Below are 24,284 nucleotides of genomic sequence, written 5' to 3' on the forward strand. Positions count from 1 at the left end.
CACATCGCTTCTCATTCGTGAAAAAAGCCAAAGTCAAGGCACGCTTGACTTTGACTTTTTGTCATCTTACTTATTATGTTTACAGTTGAATTACTTGTCTTCTTTTACTTCTTCAAACTCAGCGTCAACTACATTGTCTTTCTTTGCGCCAGCGTCTTGTGCACCTTGCGCACCTTCTGCTTGACCAGCAGCTGCTTGAGCTTGCTCGTATAATTTAACAGTTAATTGTTGTACGATTTCTTGTAAAGCATCTTTTTTCGCACGAATTTCTTCAAGCTCGTTTTTCTCAATTGCAGCTTGTAATGCTTCTTTCGCTTCTGTTGCTTTTGCAACTTCAGCTGCATCTACTTTACCTTCTAAATCTTTTACAACTTTGTCTGTTTGGAATACAAGTTGGTCAGCTTCGTTACGAAGTTCAACTTCTTCCTTACGTTTTTGGTCAGCGTCAGCATTTGCTTCCGCTTCTTGTACCATACGTTCTACTTCTTCATCAGAAAGACCTGAAGAAGATTGGATTGTAATAGCTTGCTCTTTGCTTGTTCCTAAGTCTTTCGCACGTACGTTAACGATACCGTTCGCATCAATATCGAATGTTACTTCGATTTGTGGAATACCACGTGGTGCTGGTGGAAGGTCAGTTAATTGGAAACGACCTAACGTTTTGTTGTCAGCCGACATTGGACGCTCACCTTGTAATACGTGAATGTCTACTGCTGGTTGATTATCAGCAGCTGTCGAGAATACTTGTGACTTACTTGTTGGAATTGTAGTGTTACGCTCGATTAATTTCGTGAACACGCCACCCATAGTTTCAATACCTAAAGAAAGTGGAGTTACGTCTAATAATAGAACGCCTTCTACATCACCAGTAAGTACGCCACCTTGAACTGCAGCACCTAATGCTACAACTTCATCAGGGTTTACACCTTTATATGGCTCTTTACCAGTTTCACGTTTAATAGCTTCTTGTACAGCTGGGATACGAGTAGATCCACCAACAAGAATAACTTTATCTAATTCGCTTGGAGCAAAACCAGCGTCTTTTAATGCACGACGAGTTGGCTCTAATGTTCTTTCAACAAGACCTGCTGAAAGCTCTTCGAATTTCGCTCTTGTTAACGTTAATTCTAAGTGTAATGGACCAGCAGCTCCAGCACTAATGAATGGTAATGAAATTTGAGTTTGTGTTACACCAGAAAGATCTTTTTTCGCTTTTTCAGCTGCATCTTTCAAGCGTTGAAGCGCCATTTTATCTTGGCTTAAATCAATGTTATTTTCTTTTTTGAACTCAGCTACTAAGTGATCGATGATAACTTGGTCAAAGTCATCGCCACCAAGACGGTTGTCACCAGCAGTTGAAATAACTTCGAATGTACCGTCTGCTAACTCAAGGATAGATACGTCAAATGTACCGCCACCTAAGTCATATACTAAGATTTTTTGTTCTTCGTCTTGTTTTTCTAAACCGTAAGCAAGTGCTGCTGCTGTTGGCTCGTTAATGATACGCTCAACTTCTAAACCAGCGATACGACCAGCATCTTTCGTTGCTTGACGCTCTGCATCGTTGAAGTATGCAGGTACTGTAATAACAGCTTTCGTTACTGTTTCACCTAAGTATGCTTCAGCAGAAGCTTTTAAGTTTTGTAAAATGATTGCAGAAATTTCTTGAGGTGTATACTCTTTACCTTCAACTTCTACTTTGTAGTCTGTACCCATATGACGTTTAACAGACATGATTGTATTTGGGTTTGTAATTGCTTGGCGCTTTGCAACTTCCCCAACTTGACGTTCTTCATTTTTGAAAGCTACAACAGAAGGTGTTGTACGGTTTCCTTCTGGATTTGGGATAACCTTTGGTTCTCCACCTTCCATAACAGCTACACAAGAGTTTGTTGTACCTAAGTCAATACCGATAATTTTACTCATGGCGAATCCTCCTAGTTTTATGTAAATTATTGATTTACTTTTACCATTGATGGGCGAATCACACGGTCTTTTAGTTTATAACCTTTTTGGAATTCTTCCACAACCGCGTTTGATTCAAATTCACTATCTTCCACTTGCATAATAGCTTGGTGTTCATTAGGATCAAACTGTTTACCAACAGCTTCAATCACTTCCACACCTTCTTTAGTCAGCGCTTCTAACAATTGACGATGCACCATTTCCATACCTTGTAACAAGGATTTCGTTTGCTCATCAGTCGCTTCCACTTGCATTGCTCTTTCAAAATTATCAAGAGCTGGCAAGATGTCTGAAACTAGACTTTGTGCTCTATATTTTTCAGCAGCCTGTTTATCCATTTGGACACGGCGCTTATAATTTTCAAAATCAGCTTGTAGACGTAATGTGCGACCTTCCGTTTCCGTTAGTTTCGCTTGTAGCTCATCTACTTTTTCTTGTAAAAGAGCAGCCTCACTTTTTTCTTCTACAGTTTCTTCACTGTTTTCTGGCGTGACAGCTTCTTCAACTTGCGCTTCTTTTACTTCTTCTACCACTTGTTCGTTACGCTCTTCCACAATATTCACCTCCTTAAAAGGTATTAGGTATCATGCATAGCATGATTACCTAAGCATTATATATTACACACAGCAATGAAAATTTCATCACTTGAGCGAATGTATTACTCTCATTTACTTTTTAAGTCCATCAGTAAATTGTCTCGTAAATAACTGTAACAAACTAATTACACGAGAATATTGCATTCTCGTAGGACCTAAAATAGCAATTGTTCCAAGTTGCTCTTCGCCGATCGAATATGTTGCAGAAATTAAACTACAATCCTCCATAGCCGTCGAAGAGTTTTCCCTACCAATTTTCACTTGAATCCCGACTTGTTTATGACGCAAAATGTCATAAAATTCGGCTTCATTATCAATCATGGTAAGTAAAGATCTAACCTTTTGAATGTCATGGAACTCTGGCTGCGAAAGCATATTTGCTTTTCCTCCAAAGTATATCTTTTCCGATAACGGAACTTGAAATGTACCATCCAACATTTTTATTGCACTATCGTAATTATGAACATACCCACGTAAAACTGTAACAATCTCCTTAAAGATTTTATTATGAAGTTCTTCCATCGGTACGCCAGATAGCTTTTCATTTAAAATATTAACCATTTTTTCTAAATCTGATAAATCAACAGATTCCGGAACGGTAATCGTTTTACTTTGTACATGCCCTGTATCGGTTACAATAATAGCGACAGCAGTTTGACGATCAAGCGGCACAATTTGTACATTTTTAAGTTTATTTGTACTTAACTTCGGTCCAAGAACAATGGCCGTATAATTCGTAAGTTCTGATAAAATTTGAGCAGATTGTTGTGCAATTTTTTCCGCTTCAAAAATTCTTTCAGCAAATAAATCTTTAATTTGTACAATTTCAGCGTTCGGTAAGTTTTGCGGTGCTAAAAGATGGTCTACATAAAATCGGTAGCCTTTCTCAGAAGGAACACGTCCAGAAGAACTGTGCGTTTTTTCAATAAAACCTAATTCTTCTAAGTCCGCCATTTCATTTCGAATAGTAGCTGAACTAAATGTAATTTCATCTTTTTTAGCCAACGTTCTAGACCCAACGGGCTGCGCTGATCCAATAAAGTCATCAATAATTGTTTGTAAAATTAAGAGCTGACGTTCCGTAAGCATCTCATCATCACCTCTGTTAGCACTCTTTGTCTTTGAGTGCTAAATCTATTAATAACTTACCAAAATTGACATTCAATTGTCAACGGAAACGTCACGAAATAATGAAACTTTTTCACGCCTATGGAACATTTAATTAGTCAATCAAAAATGATTGGAATACTTCATTCCCTAATAATTTTCCTTTTCGCGTTAAACGCACATGTCCATCTTCCTCTTCAAGCAATCCCTGCTCTTGGTTACTTTGTAACTGCTTCGCGAAAACTTGATCCATCTCTACATTAAATTTATTGCGGAACGCCGTTTTAGAAACACCTTTTGTTTTTCGAAGCCCTAAGAACAGCTCTTCTTCCATTCTTTCTTTCTCCGTCACTTTGTGAACATCTAAATACGGAAATCCTGTTTCATCAATTTTATTAAAATATTGCTTCAGCGGACCTACATTTTGAATACGTTCCCCGTTCACATAACTATGAGCTCCAGCTCCAAATCCATAATACTCTTCATTATTCCAGTATGTGAGATTATGTCTACTTTTATTGTCACCTTTTGAGAAATTACTAATTTCATACTGGTTATAACCGTGTTTCTCCATTTCATCCATTACTATTTCATACATTTTCGCTTCATGGTCTTCACCCGGAAGACGCAATTTCCCTTTGTTCATTAAGTTATAAAACACTGTTTTAGGTTCCACAATTAATGAATATGCAGAGAAATGTTGTACACCAAGCGTAAAAGCAATATCTAATGTTTCTTTTACATCTTCTATCGTCTGTCCTGGCAAAGCATAAATAATATCTACATTAATATTTTCAAATCCTACTTCCTGTGCTTCTCGAATCGCGAGGAATGCATCTTCCCTCGTATGCTTGCGCCCGATTTTCTCAAGCAGTTCATCACGGAACGTTTGCACACCAAAACTAATTCGATTCACTCCACCTTCTAGCAGTACATTCAACTTCTCTTTCGGCAGATCTCCTGGATTCGCTTCAAATGTTAATTCACAATTTGGGGCGAACGGACGCAAATGACGATTAATAATCTCGAGTAATTTTTTTGTCTGTTCCATATTTAACGCTGTCGGAGTTCCCCCGCCCACAAAAATCGTTTTTATACTATCAAACGGAACTTTTTGAACCGTATTTATTATTTCCTTCTCTAAATAATCTAAATATTGATCAACCGGTTGGCGTTCAATAAACACTTTATTAAAATCACAATAGTGACAAATGTGCTGACAAAACGGAATATGAATATATGCAGCTTGTACCAAATATAACTCCTACCTTTCTAAAAAGAAAACCTCCGCACTCCGGAGGGTTCTCTACTTCTCTAACGTATTACGAATTTGTTCCATTCGCATTTTTCCCCAATCATACATCATTTCAACGATCGGTAAAAGTGACATGCCTAGTTCCGTCATATAATACTCAACGCGAGGAGGAATTTCGGGATATACTGTCCGATCAACAATTCCATCTTCCATTAACTCTTTTAATTGGTTCGACAAAACTTTATGAGAAATGCTTGGGAATAACCGTTGTAATTCACTGAAACGATGTGGCCCTTCCACACCAAGATGCCACAGTATCACAACTTTCCACTTTCCACTAATAATAGAAAGCGTCAATTCCTTTTCACAATTAAAATTACCATTTTGTATTTTATCTTGAATATCTTTTCGAATATTTTCGGACATTAACAATCTCCTAACTCTATATGAACTAAAAAGCTCTCTCATTATTGTAAATGAGAGCTGCTCAGATGTCTAAAAAGTAATTATACAGAAAAAAGAAGCCGCACAAACGACTTCTTTTTTATTTCAAATATTAGTTGTCATCCATTTTCAGTACAGCCATAAATGCCTCTTGCGGTACTTCTACAGAACCAACAGACTTCATACGTTTTTTACCTTCTTTTTGCTTATCAAGAAGTTTACGCTTACGAGAAATGTCACCGCCGTAACATTTTGCAAGTACGTTTTTACGCATCGCTTTAATTGTAGAACGTGCTACAACTTTATTTCCGATAGTCGCCTGAATTGGCACTTCAAACTGTTGTCTCGGAATTAATTCTTTTAATTTCTCTACAATTACTTTACCACGGTCATACGCTGAATCACGGTGTACGATAAATGATAAAGCATCCACTTGTTCATTATTTAAAAGAATATCCATTTTCACAAGTTTAGATGGTTTATAGCCAATTAACTCGTAGTCAAATGATGCATACCCTTTCGTATTTGATTTCAATTGATCGAAGAAGTCATATACGATTTCTGATAACGGGATTTCATATGTTAATGTAACACGCGTTTCATCTAAATATTGCATATCAATAAACGTTCCACGTTTACCTTGGCAAATCTCCATTACAGCTCCAACATAGTCATTCGGAACCATAATTGAAGCCTTCACAAACGGCTCTTCTACACGATCAATAGACTGTGGATCTGGCATATTAGATGGGTTATCAACAATAACATCTTCACCGTTAGTTAAATAAACTTTATAAATAACGCTTGGCGCTGTTGTAATTAAGTCAATCTTAAATTCACGTTCAATACGTTCTTGAATGATTTCCATGTGAAGAAGCCCTAAGAAACCACAACGGAAACCAAATCCTAGCGCTTGAGATGTTTCTGGTTCAAACTCAAGAGCAGAATCGTTTAACTCTAATTTTTCTAATGCATCACGTAAATCGTTATAACGAGCAGAGTCAATTGGATACAGACCACAGAATACCATCGGGTTTAACTTACGGTAACCTGCTAACGGCTCTGCAGCTGGACGTTTCGCATGTGTAATCGTATCACCAACACGTGTGTCACCAACATTTTTAATCGATGCTGCTAAGAAACCTACATCACCTACTGTTAACTCCTCACGTTGCGTAGTTTTCGGTGTAAATACACCTACTTCTGTTACTTCAAATTCTTTACCCGTTGCCATCATACGTACTTTATCGCCAACTTTTACTGTTCCATTTACAACACGGATATAAGCAATTACACCGCGGTACGGATCATATAAAGAGTCGAAAATCATACATTGTAATGGCTCTTCTGAATCACCCGACGGAGCTGGTACTTTTTCAACAATTTGTTCTAAAATTTCTTCAATACCAATTCCAGCTTTCGCAGAAGCAAGTACCGCTTCTGATGCATCTAAACCAATTACATCTTCTACCTCTTGACGTACACGTTCTGGATCCGCACTTGGTAAGTCGATTTTATTAATAACTGGTAAAATTTCCAAATTGTTATCAAGCGCTAAGTATACGTTTGCTAACGTTTGCGCTTCAATACCTTGCGCTGCATCTACTACAAGAATCGCGCCTTCACAAGCCGCTAAACTACGAGATACTTCGTACGTAAAGTCGACATGTCCTGGTGTATCAATTAAATGAAGAATATACTCTTCACCATCTTTTGCTTTATAGTTTAATTGTACTGCGTTTAATTTGATTGTAATACCACGCTCACGCTCTAAATCCATAGAGTCAAGCAACTGAGCTTTCATTTCGCGTTGTGTTAACGCGTTTGTTTTCTCTAAAATACGGTCTGCTAACGTTGATTTTCCGTGGTCAATATGAGCAATAATAGAGAAATTACGAATTTTGGACTGTCTTTTTGCTCTTTCTTCTTTATTCATCTATGTTCTCAACTCCTAATAGTCTCGCCAATATACACTAGCACTGATTATATCAATAGAGCAACAAAGATTCAATGAAAACTCGTGCTGCTTACGATACAAATCATTCTATCTATATCTTATGCGAATAAACCATAAGAGACAAACCCTTTTCAAATTTTAAAACGGCTGTCCTACAAATCAGTAAAACAACCGCCTCCCATGTTACTCTTAGCTAAAAATTTCTTTTATTTTCCCAACAACTATATCCGTCCCGAACTTCGTCATTTCATAAGCTACACTTGCTACCGCCATCCCAATTCCTTCTACAACATTAAAACTTCTTAAACGTTCTAATTGCTGTTGTTTTTCTGAGGCCGAAAACGAGCTACCCAAAATTTCTGATTCAGCACCTGTACTTTCTGTCCCTGTCATATGAGCTATTTGTTCATATGACAATTGCTGATAGCCTTTCATACTTTTCAAACCATGATTAGCAAGTGCCACTCCTGCTATCATCATAAGTAAACATAAAGCTACACTACATATACACAAAAGCGCAAAGCGACTCAAACCATAATCATTCGTTCCCCTCAATGTGTATATGCTCCCGTATTATCTTGATCAATTTGATGATGTAGCGCTGCATTTAAACCACTCGCTATTACATTCGCCATATCCTCAATAAAAGTATCTACTTCTTTTGGGGTTACCATTAAATTATGACCAAGAGGAGATAGCACTTCATAAATCAGCCTTCTTTTTTCTTCTTCTTCCAACGTACCAACAGCACCTAAAAACATATTTCTGCTCTTTTCATCCGGCATATCTTCTTCTGTTAATTTTTTCTTTTCTCCAAATGAAAATCCCGCTGGTAACAAAGATCGTGAAGGTTTATTTCCTTCTTTCATCTCTCGACCAAAATGTTTCAAAATAAAATCAATCGTATCACTTGTAATCGAAACAGCATCGACCACAGTCGGAACACCAATTGCGATAACAGGGATACCTAATGTGTCTTTACTTAGTTCTTTACGTTTATTCCCAACCCCTGATCCAGGATGGATTCCAGTATCAGAAATTTGTATCGTGCTATTTACTCGTTCAATAGAACGGGCAGCTAATGCATCAATTGCAATTACAAAGTCCGGGTTCGTCTTCTCAATAATTCCATAAATAACATCGCTCGTTTCGATTCCTGTAATCCCCATTACCCCCGGCCGAATTGCACTAACAGGCCTAAATCCTTCTTCTACACTTTCAGGCTGCAATTGAAACAAATGTCTCGTTACTAATACATTTTCTACAACTATCGGTCCAAGAGCATCTGGTGTTACATTCCAATTCCCAAGACCTACAATTAAACAGCTTGCTTCTTTTGTAACTCCAACCTCTTCTAAGAAACAAGAAAATTCTTTTGCAAAAATACGCTCCACTTTTTGTTGAAGTTCTGTATCTTGCTGACGTATCCCTTGTACTTCAAGTGTTAAATAATTTCCAGGTTTTTTCCCCATCGCTTCAGAGGCAGCTTCATCAATCGTTACTTTTGTAATTATAGTACCTTCTTCTTCTCTCTCTTTTACAATAACTCCCTGTATCCCTTTTTGTTCTTCTTGGCTTTCTTGCAACATTTGATGAGCTTCTACAGCAAGGTCAGTTCTAATGCTATATTTACTTAAATCTAATGGTTCTTTCATCGTATCTCCTCCGTAATTCATAGTAAATATCGTTAGATTTCCCAAAGTTATATAAGGTCATTCTTTCCTTTACGTGAAATTTCATGGATATACTATTGCAATTCTCTTCACCGTTTGATAGAATATCACTTGTTCTATGTAAGAATCGAGTCATTCGATTGCACCAGGGAGGTGAAAAGTATGGCAAACATCAAATCTGCTATCAAACGCGCTAAACTTAGCGAAGAGCGTCGTGCACATAACGCTTCTATCAAGTCTGACATGCGTTCTGCTGTTAAAACTGTAGAAGCTTTAGTTACTAATAACGATCTTGAAAATGCTAAAGAAGCTTTCAAAACTGCTTCTAAAAAACTTGACAAAGCAGCTCGTAAAGGTCTTATCCACCAAAACGCTGCAGCTCGTCAAAAATCTCGCTTAGCGAAACAAGTAAACGCGTAAGGCGTTTAAAAAACGATCCATTTGGATCGTTTTTTTATATACAAAAAAGTTCATGCACTAAATACATGAACTTTTTTGTGTCATCACATATGATTTAATCGCATTAAGAAAAATTCGAGCACAAGCTTCTTATCCATCTTTCCCGTCTTCATACTATAATCAGCTTCCGCTAATTCTATAATCACTTTTTTTAATTCTTCAAAAGAGAAAAACTTCGTTTGATTCATTGCTAACTTTACACGATACGGATGTACACCAATATGAGACGCAATTTGATTTTGTCCATAACCACGTTGCTGTAGCTCTTTCACTTGATACAACAAGCGGAATTGACTCACTAATAACGCAAGCAATTTAATCGGCTCTTCCTGCTGCGTAAATAATCCATCCAAAATTTGCATTGCACCTGCAATATCTTTTTTCACCACTTTTTCTGTCAAAGCAAATACATTTTGCTCAACTGATTTTGGCACAAGCTCTGCAACAAGTTTCGTCGTAATCTCTCCGCCCATACCAACGTATAACGTTAACTTGTCCATTTCCTTCGCCAACATCGTTACATTACTTCCCACAAGCTCTAGCAACAAACTAACAGCCGCGTTATCAATATGCACATGCACTTCATCTGCACGAGCAACAATCCACTTCTGAACATCCTGTACTTGCATCGCATTCGCTTCTACTACATCTGCTGTTTTCTTTAATAGTTTTGTAATTTTTTTTCGCTCATCAAGTTTTTCGTAAGGCGCAACAAAAACAAGAATAGAAAATGGAGAAGGTTCACCAATGTATTCTTCTAAAATTTTTATATTTTGCTCTAACTTTTCTTTTTGCGAAGTCAAAAATAGCGGTGATTTTATTAACAGTACTTTCCGTTCTCCGAAGAAAGGAAGCGTACGCGCATCCTCAACCACATCTTCTAAATACGCTTCTTCTAAATCGTATGTCACAACATTAAACTCTCGATCTTCTTCTTCAAGTGCTTCTGTCGTAATAAGCTTTATCGTTTCATTTATAAAAAAAGCTTCCGTTCCATATATTAAATATAACGGAGCAAACTGTTTCTTTTTAATTTTTTTATGTATATCACTCATACTTTTTCCTACTCCCTAACTTGGCAATATATATTTATACTAATGCCCTAGCTGTTGTTTTACAAGTACAAAGGAACAGGCTTTATAACCCGTCCCTTTATTTATATTAAACGCCACGCAATAAGCCCCGGGTTTCTTATTGGTGTGCGGTAATCACCTTCCCTTTATTATTCGCAATAAAAATTTGAGTATAAGTGCCAACTGTTAACATGCTTGGAAACGAAAAACTCACATTACTTCATGATTTACAAGTAACAAAAAAGCTCGTTTTCTCTTCATATGGAAATTGTAGATTTTTTTCTGACAATATTTTATACTAAAGTGGAATGTTGGGGAGGGATTCTAAATGAATGATTTTGAACAAAACGTTCAAAGTAAACGCAATGACGCTATTGATTCAGGGGTAGGATTTATCGTCTCATTTGGTTTTTTCGCAACACTTTTCATCATTGCAACTGTTATTAAATTTATCGGTTCTTAAAGACTGCCACTTCATGGCAGTCTTCTCTTTTTCATCTATTATGTGTTTTATCATATGTGATTTTACTTTTAAAGGTTCCATTTTCCCCTTTAAAAACATAGGAAATAGCACCTTGCTTGTCCGTGCGCCATATCGCACTCCCCATCTTCTCAAAACGCTCTATCACTTCTTTATGCGGGTGTCCATACCTATTCTGCTTACCAACAGATATAATCGCTACACGAGGCTGTATGACGTTCAAAAAAGGCTCTATAGATGACGTATTACTCCCATGATGAGCAACTTTTAAAACATCCACTTGTAAATCTGGATATGCCTCTACTAAAATCTTTTCCCCTTCTTCTTCCAAATCGCCTGTAAATAGCCACTTCAACCCTCCAAATTTTGCCCATATTACAATTGAAGCGTTATTTTCGCTTTTTTCTTTTCCTTTTGGAGCTAAAACGAAAAATTCCGCTTCATTTACACTCCAACTCTCCCCTTCCCCCACTTCAGTTATTTTCATTTCCTTTTCTAATGCCCGTTTCTTTACTACTTTTTCTAATACTGCATCTTTTCCCTTTCGACCAAATACCACTTCTTTTACAGGTATATATGATAATAATTCTTGCGCAGCACCTATATGATCTGCATCTCCATGCGTTACGATTAATTTATCAATTGTTTTAATACCTTCTTTTTGTAAAAAGGGTATTAAAACATCATTTCCAACAGAAAATTCATGCTTTTTTTGTTGCCATTCTTCCTTATTCACACGAAGCGTTCCACCTGTATCAATAAGATAAATCCCTTTATCATACGGAAGGCGAATTAATATTGCATCACCTTGTCCAACATCAATAAATGTTACACTTCCGCTTCCTCTAAAATATGGATATATATAATGACATGTGCTAATAAAAAGAAATACACTCGCAACTATACAAACTATTTTTTTCGGCGCTCTCCGTTCCCAAACCATCAATATACTGACAATACTCGCGCAATATACAGCTACAAGATTGAAGGGCGTTTCCCCGAAGATAAGCTGGGTAAATGGTAAACTTTCACAATAACTTAGAAAATCATTAGACATACTCAAGCCTATTGATAATACATCCGCAAATCCTTTTGCGAGAAACGGGACAATTGGCATACACAGTAAAATAATAATGCTACATGGTAATACAATGATAGATAAAAACGGAACGTATAAGAGATTGAGGAGACTGCTATATGGAGAAAAATAACCAAAGTGATATAACAAAATCGGAGTACTAACGAGCTGTGAAATGATAGAAATATAAATAGAATTTCGGATTACTCCGTTGCTACTCCCTAACAATAACGGAGCAGACAAAAGTAAAGCGAAGCTACCTACAAATGAAAACTGAAATCCAATATTAAAAACAAGATAAGGGTCATATATAAGCATACATATAGCTGTTACACTTAAAGCATCTAAACTAGATAAACGAATCGAGCACATAAAAGCAATCAACATCAAAACTCCTGTTATAGAAGCTCTTATAACAGAGGGTGACGCCCCTGCTAAAACCATATACAAAGGAATACAAACGATAAGGCAAATTGTTGCTACCTCCCTTGTCACACCGCTTCTTAGCAAAATAAAATATACTATCACCATTAACAATACAATGTGCGAACCTGAAATTGCTAACAAATGTACAAGACCAAATTGTTGATATTGCTCTTCCACTTCAAACGTCATTTGTTGTCTATCACCAAATAGTAATGCATTCATAAAAGCACCTGATTGCTCTGGAAACATTTCTGTAACTTTCGAGATTGCTTGTTGCCTCAAAAGAAGAATCCATTGCGTGAGCGACAGTGATGTTTTATAGCATTCAGAAATATATGTAGCCTCAAATGTGAAATGAATATGTTGTTTGTATAAATAATCACGGTAATTAAAACCATGAAAATTCCGAGCTGTTTCCGGTTCTTTCCTCTCACCCTCGAATACACATGATATCCCTGCGTATAATTGTTGCATTTTTTTCTTTTCCAAGACTGATTTGATTCTATAACTTAACTGCACTATATTTTTATTCTGATCTTCAAATTGAAAAGATAGGCGATCCCCATTAACAAGCGGTGTATTTTGTATAACCCCTCTTGTAACTCCATAGGACTCCCCTAGAGGCTTATTCCACGTTTGAACATAGGAAGTGTATATAGCGCTACTAAAGCACGCTACAATACAAAAAATGAAGGTTTTACGCGAAGTGCGATATAAACAGAAGAAAACATTTAAAAAGAGGCAAAAAACTATCAATAAAAGTGACGAGGAAAAAGCAATTGCAACCCCTATTATAAACGAGATTGCAACATACCCCCATTGTTCCTGCAACTTATACTCACTCCTTATAGCATCATTTTTGCTTTCGTGAATACATGCTGTAATTCTTCCATTGATAAATTATCTTTTTCTAAAGACGCAAATAATTCTTTCAACTCTGTATAACGTTTTTGCTCCTCTAATGCAGCAATATCATATTCTAGCGGAACGTGCTTCACTGTTACGTTCGCTTGTTCAAATAACTCTATGGCGTATGGATGATTTTTATAATCCTGTGCATAATAAACCGCTGTAATACCACTTTGAATAATCGCCTTACAACATTGTAAACAAGGGAAATGCGTAACGTAAATTTCTGCTTCCTCTGTTTTCGCACCAAACTTGGCACATTGTAATAAAGCATTCATTTCGGCATGAATTGTCCGAACACAATGATTATCGATTACGTAACAACCATCATCTATACAATGTACGCCACCTTTAATTGAACCATTATACCCACCAGCAATAATTCGTTTATCGCGAACGATTGTCGCTCCTACCGCAAGCCTTGTACATGTACTACGCAAAGATAGTAGATGGCTTTGCGTCATAAAATATTGATCCCATGAAATTCGTTCCATATTTTTCACCTACTTTTTTGTCTACTTGTAGTGTAGCGAAAGAAGAAAAACTTCGTCAATCTTTTACGGAATAATAATTTGATCTTTTATCTTTTCAAGAGACTTCGCACCAATCCCATCAATCTCTAATAAATCTTCTATTTTCTGAAACGGACCATGTTCTTCTCGATATTTCAAAATACTTTCTGCCTTTCGAGAGCCAATCCCTGTAATTTTTTCTAGTTGTTCTTTCGCCGCTGTATTTATTCGAATCTTGCCATCTTCCTTAGAAGAAGTAAGCACCCCTTGTTCTGACTCATTTTTACTCGGTATATAAAGAAGCATTTGATCTTGTACAATTTGTGCTAAATTTACTTTTTTCATATCTACTTCTGATAAAAAACCACCAGCCTTTTGAACCGCATCCTTTACGCGATCTCCTTCCTTCATTTCATATACCCCTTCTTTACTAACCGCTCCTTTCACATCAATTATAATTGTTCTTTTCTGTTCCTTTGTATCCGATATTTTCGGTTTACCCTTTTTTTCTATCTCCTTCTCTTGTACATTCATTGTAATAGGCGTTCGTTCTACACTCTGATTCGTTTTCCAAAAAACAAGAAAAAGTAAAGTTCCAATAATAGCTACTAAACCTAACCACTTTTTCGGAAAATCCCACATCATTTTACACCTCTAATCATAAATTTATAACATCATTCATATTGTTTAGGAGAAAGCTGTTACGAAGGAGGGATGAAACTTTGAACATAGGAATTATAGGGACAGGAAACATGGGAAATATACTAATCGATGCATTTTTAGAAACCCGTGCTGTCAAACCTTCTTGCCTTACAATCATTAATCGGACGCCTGCAAAAGCATATCATATAAAAGAAAAATACCCTTCTGTTCAGATAGCAAAAACAATCCCGGAAGTAATCGAACAATCACAACTTATTTTTATTTGTGTTAAGCCGATAGATATATACCCTATCCTAAAAAAATACGCTGAACATTTTTCTGATGAAACGTGCTTAGTTTCTATTACAAGTCCAATATCTCCATCACAATTAGAGACTCTCGTACCTTGCCACGTCGCGCGTATCATTCCAAGTATCACAAATCGCGCGCTCTCTGGCGCCTCACTATTTACATTTGGAGATAATTGCTCTGAAGAATGGCAACAAAAACTACTTCGTCTATTCAAAAACATTTCTACACCTCTTGTAATAAAAGAAGATATAACGCGCGTTTCATCTGATATAGCAAGTTGCGGTCCTGCTTTCTTTAGTTATTTACTACAATGCTTCATTAACGCTGCTGTAGATAAAACAAATATTACACACGAAGAGGCTACTACTTTAGTAAGTGAAATGGTCGTGGGGATGGGGAAATTACTTGAAAAAGAAATCTTCACATTACCTACCTTACAAGAAAAGGTTTGCGTGAAAGGCGGCGTTACTGGGGAAGGCATTCGGGTTTTAGAAGAACACGTTGGAGATATGTTCCATAAGTTAATCGAGCGAACACATGAAAAATTTGATGAAGATTTAGAATGCGTTGATCAGCAATTCAATAAACACACATAATAAATACGTCATTTTCATTCCAAATCCTTTTTATAAATACTTACTTTTTTACAATACATTTTCACTTCAACTACTATTCCCACACTTTACGCATACGATCTTTAGATTATGCTAGAACTAAAAATACATCTTCTTTATAAAACAAAAGCAACCTTCTCGGTTGCTTTTGTTTTTATCCGTTTTTCTTCGCCATGAAGAAAATACGCTCTGTTTGTTCTGTAACTTCAAGTCGCTCAAAATCACCTGTTACACGAAGCACTGTAAAGCCTGCTTCTTCAAGCCATTTCGTTAACTCTTCCACTTGATATGCACGTTGCACGTGACATTCGTCAAACCGATGGTACACATCTTCTTCTGGATCTTGAACAAAGAATGTTAAATCATGCTCTACACTATTTGATTCTTCACCAGGGAAGCAATTCCAAATAAGAGATATTTCTTCTCCATTCACTGTATACGTTTCATTTTGAAATACATGATGTATTTTATATAAAGAGTGTACATCAAATAAAAACAAACCATCTTGACGTAAATGGTGAAATACTCTTCTAAATGTTTCTTGTACTCCATCTTCTTGCAATACATAATTTAATGAATCACAAAAAATCGTTACACAGTCAAACTCACCCGGAACATCAAGCTCGCGCATATCTTGTTGGTAAAAAGGAATAAAATGCCCTTCTCCGCCTAGTTTTTGCTGAGCGACTGTTAACATTTCTTCTGAAAGATCGACACCTATTAAATCGTAACCCTTTTGCACAAGCGGCAGGGTTACATTACCTGTACCGCATGCTACATCAAGAATTTTTGCCTCTTTCATACCTGCCTGCTGTAAACTTCCCTCTGTAAATTCCACCCATTTATCATAAGGGACATCATTCATTAGTTCGTCGTACAACAATGCAAATTGTTCGTATTTCATTGGCCTAACTCTTCTGTAATATCTTCACGTGGCACATCGCCCCATAGACGCTCTAAATTATAGTGATTACGCTCATCTTTATGGAATACATGAGCAACTACATCTCCAAGATCAACTAATACCCAATGTGCTTCGTCAAACCCTTCCATACGTTGTACGTCGATTTGGAACTCATGTGCTTTTGATTTAATTTCACGTGCAATTGCTTGCACTTGTTTATCTGAATTTCCGTGACAAATAATGAAATAATCTGCAATTGGTGAAATACCTTGCATATTTAGGACAACCATATCTTCTGCTCTCTTATCATCAGCTGCTTTTGCCGCTAATACTAATAATTCTTTATCGTTCATTTACTCATTTCCTCCTTGATAACTGCATTGTATGTTTGGAATGTTAATGGATAAATCGTCTGATCTTTTTCCATTAAAAATTGAATTGTTCTCTTTAACGCAAATAATAGGGCTTGATTTATATCCGTATATGCGAGTTTACGAGCCTCTTCCACTCCTGGAAACTTTCGCCCAGGTTCAATGTAATCAGCTACATAAATCACTTTATCTAACATCGTCATATTCTCATGACCACTTGTATGATATGTAATAGCTTGCAAAATTTCAGAATCCGTAATGCCTACTTCTTTTTCTACTAAGTATGCCCCAACAGGTGCATGCCATAACTCTTTGTTATAGCAAAGTAAATCTTTCGGCAAATCTTCACGTTTAATAATCTCTTCCATTTCTGAAATTGCTCTACATTTCGCATAATCATGGAATATAGCTGCCATCTCTGCTTTTTTCTCGTCCACACCGTATAACTTAGCAAGCTCAATCGCTGTCTCCATTACACCAATTGTGTGTATATAACGTTTTTCATGCATTTGTTGTTTGACAATATGCAGTGCATTCTCACGATTCATACAACCCATTCCTCTCGATATATACCTGTACTTTTTCAGGAAGTAAATATTTACACGTTTTCTTCTCTTTATATCTCTCACGTAATAAGGATGAAGAAACTGCAAATTCCGGAATTTCCACTGTAGTAATCTTATATGGTGTATGCAATGTATACCCAGGTCTTGCAACTCCAACAAACGTTACAAGATTAAGTAAAGCTTCAATGTTATACCACTTCGGTAAATATTCAACCATATCCCCACCAATAATAAAGTGAAACTGCACATCCGGATACTTCTTCGTCAATTGTAACATAGTGTCATACGTATAAGATGGGCCCTTCCTACTTAGCTCTTCTAAACAAATAGAAAAGTGTTCTTCTGCCTCAGTCGCGAGCTCCAACATATGTAAACGACTTTCTACACTTGTAATATTCCGCCCTTGTTTATGTGGCGGAATCTGGTTTGGCAAGAACCATACTTCTTCCAAGTTCAAAGCGTGATATACTTCATTTGCAATTAGCAAATGTCCATAGTGAGGCGGATCAAATGTACCGCCAATGATGCCAATTTTCCTCAAAAGAAACGCCCCTTCCTTTTATATACAGCAACTCTCCTCGGTTAGGAATGAAGAGAGTTGCTATTAATAAAAGTTCAATTGGTTTCGCTCTCTACATCATTACGCATCAGCGATAAAAATAGCGCATGCTAATCTTTTTATCGAGGAAGCTTAATTTGTTTATTTTCTCTTGATTCTTTGTATAAAACGATTGTGCTTCCAATTACTTGAACGATTTCAGCACGTGCACCTTTTGCAAGTTCTTCCGCAACCTCACGGCGATCAAATTCACAGTTTTGTAATACACTTACTTTAAATAACTCACGAGCTTCTAAAGTATCTGCAATTTGTTTAATCATATTTTCATTTACTCCGCCTTTTCCTACTTGAAAAATTGGTGTTAAATGATGTGCTTGTGCACGTAAAAATCTTTTTTGTTTTCCTGTTAACATATATGTTAGCCTCCAAGCTTTTCTATAACTAATTGTTTCATTCTCTCGATATTTGGCGTGCGTCCTGTCCACATTTCAAATGCAAGTGCTCCTTGATAAACAAACATATCAATACCATTTTGAATGATTGCACCTTGCTCTTTTGCCTCACATAAAATTTTCGTTTCAAATGGATTATAAATTATATCTGATACAATCGTTCCTTTTTTTAACGAACAAATTTGTAATGGCGTATATTCTACGTGCGGATGCATACCTATCGTTGTCGTCTGAATGATAATATCATAATTTCCTTGTTCTTCTGTCGCTTTTTCTAACGACAAAGCAACAGAATTAACATCGGCCGTACGTGCAGCAATAAGTTCCTTCGCCTTATCTACTGTACGATTGGCTACATCAATCTCTTTTACACCTACATCAGCAAGAGAAAAATAAATAGCTCGGCTAGCACCACCTGAACCAAGTAACAAAATACGTTTCCCTTGAAGTGGTTCATTACTAATTGACTGCAGCGCTCGAACAAAACCAATCCCGTCTGTGTTATAGCCAATTAATCTTCCATCCTTATGAACCACTGTATTTACTGCACCGATTTTCCTTGCCAATGGGTCAATCTCATCCAAATACTCCATAATAGCAACCTTGTGCGGAGTTGTTACATTAAATCCTGAAATACCTAATGCTTTTAAACCTCTTACTGCTTCCCCTAGCAATTCCTCTTCAACAAGGAACGCATGATAATGGGCATCCATATTCAAGTGTTCAAATGCATCGTTATGCATAACGGGTGATAATGAATGTCCAATTGGATTTCCGATTACACCATATAATTGTTTCATAAATCCCTCTCCATATTAAATTAAAGATTTACGTAGTGAAACACTTACTCCTTTTGGTACGTGTGCAACAATTTTTGCTCCTGGTTCGTTCACAGTAACCCATCCTAATCCAGAGAATACAACATCCGTTTTAGGTTCACGAATATTAAATTCGTATTTCACTAGCTCAGGCATATTTGCTAATTCTTCTGGCGTTGGTGGGCTTAGTAAATCCCCGGCATGATTTTTATATAATTCATCTGCTTTCTCAAGCTTTGTACGATGGATTGTTAAGCGATTCGAGAAGTGACAAGTAAATGCACGACGACCACCACTTACATAATCAAAACGTGCCAATCCACTAAAGAATAACGTTTGTTCTTCATTTAATTGGAATACCATCGGCTTAATTTCTTTTGTTGGTGTAATAAGCTTTAAGCTTTGCTTTCCAACATAATGAGCCATTTGGTGGTGGTTAATAATACCTGGCGTATCATATAAAGAAGACTCTTCGTCCAATGGAATATCAATTAAATCCAGTGTTGTTCCCGGGAAATGAGATGTTGTAATTACATTTTCAGTCTCATCACTAAATTCTTTAATCATACGATTAATAAATGTCGATTTCCCTACATTCGTACATCCAACAACATAAACATCTTTGCCGCCGCGATAATACTCAATAGCATCTGCTAGTTCAGCAATTCCTTGTCCCTTCGCTGCACTAATTAAAAAGACATCTTCTGGTTTTAATCCTAGCTGCTTTGCACTATAGCGCATCCAATGTTTTACTTTATCATGTTTTACTGACTTTGGAATTAAATCAGCTTTATTTCCAACAAGTAATACTTTATTATTCCCTACGAAACGATGTAAGCCAGGTAACCAGCTACCATTAAAATCAAAAATATCTACAATTTTGACTACTAATGCATCTGATTTTCCAATTCCATTTAAAATGCGTAGGAAGTCATCATCTGTTAACGATACATCTTGAATTTCATTGTAATGCTTCAGGCGAAAACAACGTTGACAAATGACTTGTTCTTTCTCTAAAGATGAGGCAGGAGCATACCCCACTTCGTTTTTATTTTCTGTTTGAATTTCTACACCGCAACCAATACATTTAATTGTTTCAGTCAAACTTTATTCCTCCCAGTTAATTAAACCTTTTTTCTTCATATTTTTCATAATTCTTCGTTCAATTTTTCGATTAAAGCGCGTTACTAATCCGTCCGTTTGTGCTACCGGTACAACTAAAATTGTATGAAGGCCTACTCGGTTTCCACCAAGCACGTCAGTCAGTAACTGGTCTCCAATTACTACAACTTCATCTGGCTGCAAACGCATCTCTTGTATCGCACGCTTAAATGCGCGAACAAATGGTTTACGTGCACTATGAATAAATGGAATACCTAATGGATCAGCAAAATCTTTCACACGTTGCTCATTATTATTTGAAACGACCGTTACTTGAATGCCTTGCTCTTTCATTTCCAAGAACCATTTTTCAAGTTGTGGCGTTGCATTGGGACGATCCCATTCAATTAAAGTGTTATCTAAGTCAGTAATAACGCCTTTAATCCCACGTTTTTTTAAATCTTCTGGTTGAACATGATATACATTTTTCACATATTCATTTGGTAAAAATAGTTTCAATTTCTTTCACCTCTTTGAGGATTTTTCATAAAATTTTTCGACAACATTTTTCGATATATAACCTGTGGATAAAATTGTACACATTTTCCACATTAATTTTTCAGTTAATTTGGAATTTACTAACAAACTATACACACTTTATCCACCTAGTTATGTGGATAACCACTCGTTTGTGACTGTCATATTTTTTTGGTACATTAAATGCATCAACGAATCAATCCTTATATTATTAGGAGGTGACTCACCTTGAAAACAAAACATATGGAACAGTTATCCACTGAGTTACTCACTGAGTCTTATTATAAAGCAAAAGAACTAAAATTAAATCCCGACTTCATTTTACTTATAAAACAAGAAATCATTAGACGCTCATTAGAGGACAAGCTTGTCAAATCATCTTGATTACATATAAAGTGAAAGTTTAATCAGCCCTTACCAATCAAACAGTTACAGGATAAATTATTAGATGCCTTGTAAAAAGAGCCATCTACGATGGCTCTCGAATAAACAAGTACTCCCATCTAGGGGATTTCATCATTAAGTATCTTTGCCCATAACTCTTACTTACGGTTATAAAAGCTTTTCTTTATTTATGAGCTAAGCGAGTAGCTATTTTTTCACCAAGACGAAGCTCTTGTCCACTCTTTAATTCCTGCACTACTTCTATCATATCTTTTTCAAACAATAACACAACTGTTGAACCAAATGTAAAGTATGCCATTTCTTCACCTTTTTGAACAGTGTCTCTCTCATGCAAAAGCTCGATACTATTAACAAACATAGCACCTACTTTTACAAGAGCCATATGCTCGCCATCACTGCTTACTTCTGTAACAGAACGATAATTTTTTGACAGTGGTTCTTTCCCGTATTCCATACCAGCTGCATTTACCGGATATGATTTTCTACCGAGTACAAATCTTTCAGTCACAGAACCAGAAAGCGGACTATGAATGCGATGATAATGACTTGGACTCAAATAAATTACCATATATGTACCGCCTGCATATCGCGTTGCACGTTCTTCATTACCTAGCATATCCACAATTGAATAGCGCTTTCCTTTAATATCAAATGTTTTTGCATCCTCAATAGGACCATGATCTGCAAAAACACCATCAACAGGACTAACGATACTCGATGCATCTGTATCAATACTACGCTTTCCTTCTTTTAGCTTACGCGTAAATAATTCATGCAATGTTCTATATTCCTTCAAACCCTTTTCCATCTCATCTTGATTAATTTGAAAAACTTTCGCGTACGATGGAATAATGATAGAGCTCAAACGAGATTGTGCAAATTTACGTAATATATAAGAAGTAAAGCGACCATTTGTAAGTTCTATCATAAGTCGATATAATGTACGTCGCAAATTGCGAAACCCCCTAATCAGTCTATAACTTTAGTTTTCCCTTCTTTTCTTTCTATATCATATGTAAAATTGGTTCTTATTCCCACATATCATATAAAGCAGCCTTATTATATATACAGAAAACTAAGTATGGTATTATTCTTAAATTATTTAGCACCTTCTAATATTACAGATAGAATCCGTCATTTTCAACAGTGAACATGTATTTCTTCTTAGCATAACGCGTTTTCTTTTCTTATTTACAATAAGAAAAGCAGCCCATTTTAAATATGGCTGCTTCTAATACACTTTACTCTTTCGCTTTTTTCTCTTTCTCTGCCCTTACAAACTCGTGGAACATTTTCATTAAAGCACGCTTTTCAATCCGTGATACGTAGCTTCTAGAAATACCAAGCGCCTTAGCGATTTCCCGCTGTGTTTTCTCCTTATCTAGCCCAAGTCCAAAACGTTTCACAATCACTTCTTTTTCTCTTTCGTCTAAAATATCGATATACTCTTTAATTTTTTCTAACTCCATACTAAGCTGAATCATATCAATTACATCTTCAGACTCTGATTTTAATATATCAATAAGCGATATTTCATTGCCCTCTTTATCTTGCCCGATCGGATCATGAAGTGAAACATCTTTTTTCGTTTTCTTTAGTACACGTAAATGCATCAAAATTTCATTTTCAATACAGCGTGCTGCATACGTCGCAAGCTTCGTTCCCTTTCCTGCAGAATAGCTCTCGATCGCTTTAATGAGCCCGATCGTACCAATTGAAATTAAATCTTCTGCATCTTCTCCTGTGTTCTCAAATTTTTTAACGATATGAGCTACAAGCCGTAAATTATGTTCAATTAAAAGATTTCTCGCTTGAGCATCACCTTGCTCCATTAACTCTAAGTACTTTCTCTCATCATCTGATGATAACGGCTGCGGGAACGCATTGTTCTTCACATAAGAAACAAAGACAAACACTTCTCGAACCATATATCCAATTGCGGCGAATAGACTCAAACCTTTCACCTCCGCCAAAATAGTGGTCTTTATTATGTGTATGTGGGCGTGAGGTTGTTTGTGTCTGTACAGTTTATTTATAAAACTCAACACTTCTAACATTTAAAATATTTTATCGTTATATTATAATTAAATAAAATTGTTATTTATATATGAATATGCTATTAAAGGGGACACTATTCATGATTACATTAGAACGATTATTAAATGTAACAATTTATTTAGGGGTGTTTTTACTTTTCATTTCGTTCATTACTTTTGTTATTAAAAGAGGGCCTGATTTATTATTTTTTCAATTTGGAATTTCTTTATTTTTTGGAGCTCAAATTATAACTGGAATAAAATTTTTTCATAACTATGGTTTCTCCTTTCACTCAAAACTAGAACTACTTATCTTTATTTTCTATGTAATTGGAATTATTACATGTATACTATTATTCTTTCACTTTCAAAATCCGTATCGAATTTTTTTATTAATCTGTAGTTGTTTATTTTTAACTGGATCCAATTATTACTTTAAAGAAACATTAAATTTTAGTAAAAAAATTCCAAAGCAAAACAAAACTTTTTTAAGTACACAAGAAGACTCTTTTCCAAAAGAAGTTCGTAAATTTTCAGAGGATTACAACAACATAATAAGGAATGATTTTTATGAAATACCGATGATTCCTACTGAATTACAGATTACAAGCAAAAAAGATTCTTCCCATAGTACATCTTACTTAGTTGAACTTCATAATAGCGAGAATGAAATTACTGATGACTCTGTACAATTAACTCCATCAGACCGTTTTTATGTGCTGTTAAATAAACAAAAAACAAAAATATCAAAAGTAGTATATGAAGGGCAGAATTTTTTCACATTTACAGTCACACTAAAGGCTCTTAATTTACAGCAAGAACCAGAGATTCATAATATGTTTTTAGAAATAGATAAACGTAGAGCGATGAATCTTCTTAATTTTGAAATTAAAGCCCATACTAAAGAATGGAAAGTAATATTTAAAAGTGATAGTTCTCATTCCAATCTTCCTATCACATTTACTTTTGAAAAACGAACAGGCAAAGTATAAAAATAAAAAGAGTTATTTTCTTTGAAAAATAACTCTTTTT

At 36.0% G+C, this 24,284-nt stretch carries 27 protein-coding genes; 5 read left to right on the forward strand and 22 right to left on the reverse strand.

The window, feature by feature from the left end:
- Window positions 1–90: 90 nt before the first annotated feature.
- From dnaK to gpr, 8 genes are all read right to left on the reverse strand, one after another.
- Complete coding sequence (gene dnaK, locus MKY21_RS21720; protein ID WP_000034706.1) at window positions 91–1,926, reverse strand: chaperone protein DnaK; 1,836 nt, start codon at window positions 1,924–1,926, stop codon at window positions 91–93.
- Between the two features lie 26 nt (window positions 1,927–1,952).
- Window positions 1,953–2,519, reverse strand: a complete 567-nt coding sequence (grpE, locus tag MKY21_RS21725) for a nucleotide exchange factor GrpE (RefSeq protein ID WP_000392711.1) — start codon at window positions 2,517–2,519, stop codon at window positions 1,953–1,955.
- Between the two features lie 114 nt (window positions 2,520–2,633).
- Window positions 2,634–3,650 carry a heat-inducible transcriptional repressor HrcA gene (gene hrcA / locus MKY21_RS21730; protein WP_000954941.1) on the reverse strand — a complete coding sequence of 339 codons (1,017 nt, stop codon included), beginning with the start codon at window positions 3,648–3,650 and terminating at the stop codon, window positions 2,634–2,636.
- A 133-nt stretch (window positions 3,651–3,783) separates the two neighbouring features.
- Window positions 3,784–4,923 (reverse strand): radical SAM family heme chaperone HemW, encoded by a 1,140-nt coding sequence (gene hemW / locus MKY21_RS21735; RefSeq protein WP_016118639.1) that lies wholly within the window; start codon window positions 4,921–4,923, stop codon window positions 3,784–3,786.
- Window positions 4,924–4,974: 51 nt separating this feature from the next.
- The gene (locus MKY21_RS21740; protein WP_001293539.1) at window positions 4,975–5,349 is read right to left on the reverse strand and encodes a winged helix-turn-helix transcriptional regulator; all 375 of its coding nucleotides are present in this window, start codon (window positions 5,347–5,349) and stop codon (window positions 4,975–4,977) included.
- Window positions 5,350–5,479: 130 nt separating this feature from the next.
- Window positions 5,480–7,303: an elongation factor 4 gene (gene lepA, locus MKY21_RS21745; RefSeq protein WP_065703165.1), complete on the reverse strand. Its 1,824-nt coding sequence runs from the start codon at window positions 7,301–7,303 to the stop codon at window positions 5,480–5,482.
- Between the two features lie 210 nt (window positions 7,304–7,513).
- A complete protein-coding gene (locus MKY21_RS21750) occupies window positions 7,514–7,879 on the reverse strand; it encodes a YqxA family protein (RefSeq protein WP_001215048.1) in 366 nt (121 codons plus the stop codon).
- The gene (gpr, locus tag MKY21_RS21755; RefSeq protein WP_000662616.1) at window positions 7,876–8,979 is read right to left on the reverse strand and encodes a GPR endopeptidase; all 1,104 of its coding nucleotides are present in this window, start codon (window positions 8,977–8,979) and stop codon (window positions 7,876–7,878) included. The genes MKY21_RS21750 and gpr overlap by 4 nt, the downstream gene beginning before the upstream one ends.
- A gap of 180 nt (window positions 8,980–9,159) precedes the next feature.
- On the opposite strand from gpr, the gene rpsT reads away from it, so the two are divergent.
- Window positions 9,160–9,417 (forward strand): 30S ribosomal protein S20, encoded by a 258-nt coding sequence (gene rpsT, locus MKY21_RS21760; protein WP_001274011.1) that lies wholly within the window; start codon window positions 9,160–9,162, stop codon window positions 9,415–9,417.
- 83 nt (window positions 9,418–9,500) lie between these two features.
- Here rpsT and holA read toward each other — a convergent pair whose 3' ends face one another.
- Window positions 9,501–10,511 carry a DNA polymerase III subunit delta gene (gene holA / locus MKY21_RS21765; RefSeq protein WP_001279908.1) on the reverse strand — a complete coding sequence of 337 codons (1,011 nt, stop codon included), beginning with the start codon at window positions 10,509–10,511 and terminating at the stop codon, window positions 9,501–9,503.
- 346 nt (window positions 10,512–10,857) lie between these two features.
- Between holA and MKY21_RS21770 the strand changes: the two genes are divergently transcribed.
- The gene (locus MKY21_RS21770; protein ID WP_000997609.1) at window positions 10,858–10,992 is read left to right on the forward strand and encodes a YqzM family protein; all 135 of its coding nucleotides are present in this window, start codon (window positions 10,858–10,860) and stop codon (window positions 10,990–10,992) included.
- A gap of 31 nt (window positions 10,993–11,023) precedes the next feature.
- Here MKY21_RS21770 and MKY21_RS21775 read toward each other — a convergent pair whose 3' ends face one another.
- From MKY21_RS21775 to MKY21_RS21785, 3 genes are all read right to left on the reverse strand, one after another.
- Window positions 11,024–13,345 (reverse strand): DNA internalization-related competence protein ComEC/Rec2, encoded by a 2,322-nt coding sequence (locus MKY21_RS21775; protein ID WP_033683359.1) that lies wholly within the window; start codon window positions 13,343–13,345, stop codon window positions 11,024–11,026.
- 14 nt (window positions 13,346–13,359) lie between these two features.
- Window positions 13,360–13,917 carry a ComE operon protein 2 gene (locus tag MKY21_RS21780; protein ID WP_000439773.1) on the reverse strand — a complete coding sequence of 186 codons (558 nt, stop codon included), beginning with the start codon at window positions 13,915–13,917 and terminating at the stop codon, window positions 13,360–13,362.
- 63 nt (window positions 13,918–13,980) lie between these two features.
- On the reverse strand, window positions 13,981–14,580 hold the full coding sequence (locus MKY21_RS21785; protein ID WP_000989937.1) for a helix-hairpin-helix domain-containing protein: 600 nt from the start codon (window positions 14,578–14,580) through the stop codon (window positions 13,981–13,983).
- Between the two features lie 77 nt (window positions 14,581–14,657).
- On the opposite strand from MKY21_RS21785, the gene comER reads away from it, so the two are divergent.
- Window positions 14,658–15,485 (forward strand): late competence protein ComER, encoded by an 828-nt coding sequence (gene comER / locus MKY21_RS21790; protein WP_001020560.1) that lies wholly within the window; start codon window positions 14,658–14,660, stop codon window positions 15,483–15,485.
- A gap of 172 nt (window positions 15,486–15,657) precedes the next feature.
- On the opposite strand, the gene MKY21_RS21795 is transcribed toward comER, so the two are convergent.
- The 8 genes from MKY21_RS21795 to MKY21_RS21830 form a co-directional block, all read right to left on the reverse strand.
- Window positions 15,658–16,407 carry a class I SAM-dependent methyltransferase gene (locus tag MKY21_RS21795; RefSeq protein ID WP_000873080.1) on the reverse strand — a complete coding sequence of 250 codons (750 nt, stop codon included), beginning with the start codon at window positions 16,405–16,407 and terminating at the stop codon, window positions 15,658–15,660.
- Window positions 16,404–16,760 (reverse strand): ribosome silencing factor, encoded by a 357-nt coding sequence (gene rsfS / locus MKY21_RS21800; RefSeq protein ID WP_341077355.1) that lies wholly within the window; start codon window positions 16,758–16,760, stop codon window positions 16,404–16,406. Before rsfS ends, MKY21_RS21795 begins: the two co-directional genes overlap by 4 nt.
- Complete coding sequence (gene yqeK, locus MKY21_RS21805; protein WP_001078477.1) at window positions 16,757–17,326, reverse strand: bis(5'-nucleosyl)-tetraphosphatase (symmetrical) YqeK; 570 nt, start codon at window positions 17,324–17,326, stop codon at window positions 16,757–16,759. The genes rsfS and yqeK overlap by 4 nt, the downstream gene beginning before the upstream one ends.
- Window positions 17,316–17,885, reverse strand: a complete 570-nt coding sequence (gene nadD, locus MKY21_RS21810) for a nicotinate-nucleotide adenylyltransferase (RefSeq protein ID WP_001226048.1) — start codon at window positions 17,883–17,885, stop codon at window positions 17,316–17,318. Before nadD ends, yqeK begins: the two co-directional genes overlap by 11 nt.
- Before the next feature lie 137 nt (window positions 17,886–18,022).
- Window positions 18,023–18,316 (reverse strand): ribosome assembly RNA-binding protein YhbY, encoded by a 294-nt coding sequence (gene yhbY / locus MKY21_RS21815; RefSeq protein ID WP_000955224.1) that lies wholly within the window; start codon window positions 18,314–18,316, stop codon window positions 18,023–18,025.
- 5 nt (window positions 18,317–18,321) lie between these two features.
- On the reverse strand, window positions 18,322–19,155 hold the full coding sequence (gene aroE / locus MKY21_RS21820; protein WP_000812077.1) for a shikimate dehydrogenase: 834 nt from the start codon (window positions 19,153–19,155) through the stop codon (window positions 18,322–18,324).
- Between the two features lie 15 nt (window positions 19,156–19,170).
- Entirely contained in the window at window positions 19,171–20,277 is a 1,107-nt protein-coding gene (gene yqeH, locus MKY21_RS21825) for a ribosome biogenesis GTPase YqeH (RefSeq protein WP_000140799.1), read from the reverse strand.
- A gap of 3 nt (window positions 20,278–20,280) precedes the next feature.
- Window positions 20,281–20,793 carry a YqeG family HAD IIIA-type phosphatase gene (locus tag MKY21_RS21830; RefSeq protein ID WP_000765314.1) on the reverse strand — a complete coding sequence of 171 codons (513 nt, stop codon included), beginning with the start codon at window positions 20,791–20,793 and terminating at the stop codon, window positions 20,281–20,283.
- A gap of 246 nt (window positions 20,794–21,039) precedes the next feature.
- On the opposite strand from MKY21_RS21830, the gene MKY21_RS21835 reads away from it, so the two are divergent.
- Window positions 21,040–21,195: a sporulation histidine kinase inhibitor Sda gene (locus MKY21_RS21835; RefSeq protein WP_000850094.1), complete on the forward strand. Its 156-nt coding sequence runs from the start codon at window positions 21,040–21,042 to the stop codon at window positions 21,193–21,195.
- A 184-nt stretch (window positions 21,196–21,379) separates the two neighbouring features.
- Here MKY21_RS21835 and MKY21_RS21840 read toward each other — a convergent pair whose 3' ends face one another.
- The gene (locus MKY21_RS21840) at window positions 21,380–22,168 is read right to left on the reverse strand and encodes a phosphatidylserine decarboxylase (protein ID WP_001254992.1); all 789 of its coding nucleotides are present in this window, start codon (window positions 22,166–22,168) and stop codon (window positions 21,380–21,382) included.
- Window positions 22,169–22,457: 289 nt separating this feature from the next.
- The gene (sigK, locus tag MKY21_RS21845) at window positions 22,458–23,171 is read right to left on the reverse strand and encodes an RNA polymerase sporulation sigma factor SigK (RefSeq protein ID WP_000051382.1); all 714 of its coding nucleotides are present in this window, start codon (window positions 23,169–23,171) and stop codon (window positions 22,458–22,460) included.
- 152 nt (window positions 23,172–23,323) lie between these two features.
- On the opposite strand from sigK, the gene MKY21_RS21850 reads away from it, so the two are divergent.
- Window positions 23,324–24,244 (forward strand): hypothetical protein, encoded by a 921-nt coding sequence (locus tag MKY21_RS21850; protein ID WP_098616183.1) that lies wholly within the window; start codon window positions 23,324–23,326, stop codon window positions 24,242–24,244.
- Window positions 24,245–24,284 lie beyond the last annotated feature (40 nt).

Origin of the sequence: Bacillus sp. FSL R9-9497 (genome assembly GCF_038005805.1) — a bacterium.
Taxonomy (GTDB): Bacteria; Bacillota; Bacilli; order Bacillales; family Bacillaceae_G; genus Bacillus_A; species Bacillus_A cereus.

What these genes read in the sequence shown, in the direction of transcription:
- MKY21_RS21785 (WP_000989937.1), bottom strand. Translation starts at nt 14,580, where the DNA reads ATGATGTGGGATTTTCCGAAAAAGTGGTTAGGTTTAGTAGCTATTATT.
- gpr (WP_000662616.1), bottom strand. Translation starts at nt 8,979, where the DNA reads ATGAAAGAACCATTAGATTTAAGTAAATATAGCATTAGAACTGACCTT.
- MKY21_RS21740 (WP_001293539.1), bottom strand. Translation starts at nt 5,349, where the DNA reads ATGTCCGAAAATATTCGAAAAGATATTCAAGATAAAATACAAAATGGT.
- MKY21_RS21850 (WP_098616183.1), top strand. Translation starts at nt 23,324, where the DNA reads ATGAATATGCTATTAAAGGGGACACTATTCATGATTACATTAGAACGA.
- aroE (WP_000812077.1), bottom strand. Translation starts at nt 19,155, where the DNA reads ATGAAACAATTATATGGTGTAATCGGAAATCCAATTGGACATTCATTA.
- lepA (WP_065703165.1), bottom strand. Translation starts at nt 7,303, where the DNA reads ATGAATAAAGAAGAAAGAGCAAAAAGACAGTCCAAAATTCGTAATTTC.
- hrcA (WP_000954941.1), bottom strand. Translation starts at nt 3,650, where the DNA reads ATGCTTACGGAACGTCAGCTCTTAATTTTACAAACAATTATTGATGAC.
- holA (WP_001279908.1), bottom strand. Translation starts at nt 10,511, where the DNA reads ATGAGTGATATACATAAAAAAATTAAAAAGAAACAGTTTGCTCCGTTA.
- yqeK (WP_001078477.1), bottom strand. Translation starts at nt 17,326, where the DNA reads ATGAATCGTGAGAATGCACTGCATATTGTCAAACAACAAATGCATGAA.
- rsfS (WP_341077355.1), bottom strand. Translation starts at nt 16,760, where the DNA reads ATGAACGATAAAGAATTATTAGTATTAGCGGCAAAAGCAGCTGATGAT.
- MKY21_RS21780 (WP_000439773.1), bottom strand. Translation starts at nt 13,917, where the DNA reads ATGGAACGAATTTCATGGGATCAATATTTTATGACGCAAAGCCATCTA.
- yhbY (WP_000955224.1), bottom strand. Translation starts at nt 18,316, where the DNA reads ATGTTAACAGGAAAACAAAAAAGATTTTTACGTGCACAAGCACATCAT.
- rpsT (WP_001274011.1), top strand. Translation starts at nt 9,160, where the DNA reads ATGGCAAACATCAAATCTGCTATCAAACGCGCTAAACTTAGCGAAGAG.
- MKY21_RS21795 (WP_000873080.1), bottom strand. Translation starts at nt 16,407, where the DNA reads ATGAAATACGAACAATTTGCATTGTTGTACGACGAACTAATGAATGAT.
- MKY21_RS21770 (WP_000997609.1), top strand. Translation starts at nt 10,858, where the DNA reads ATGAATGATTTTGAACAAAACGTTCAAAGTAAACGCAATGACGCTATT.
- dnaK (WP_000034706.1), bottom strand. Translation starts at nt 1,926, where the DNA reads ATGAGTAAAATTATCGGTATTGACTTAGGTACAACAAACTCTTGTGTA.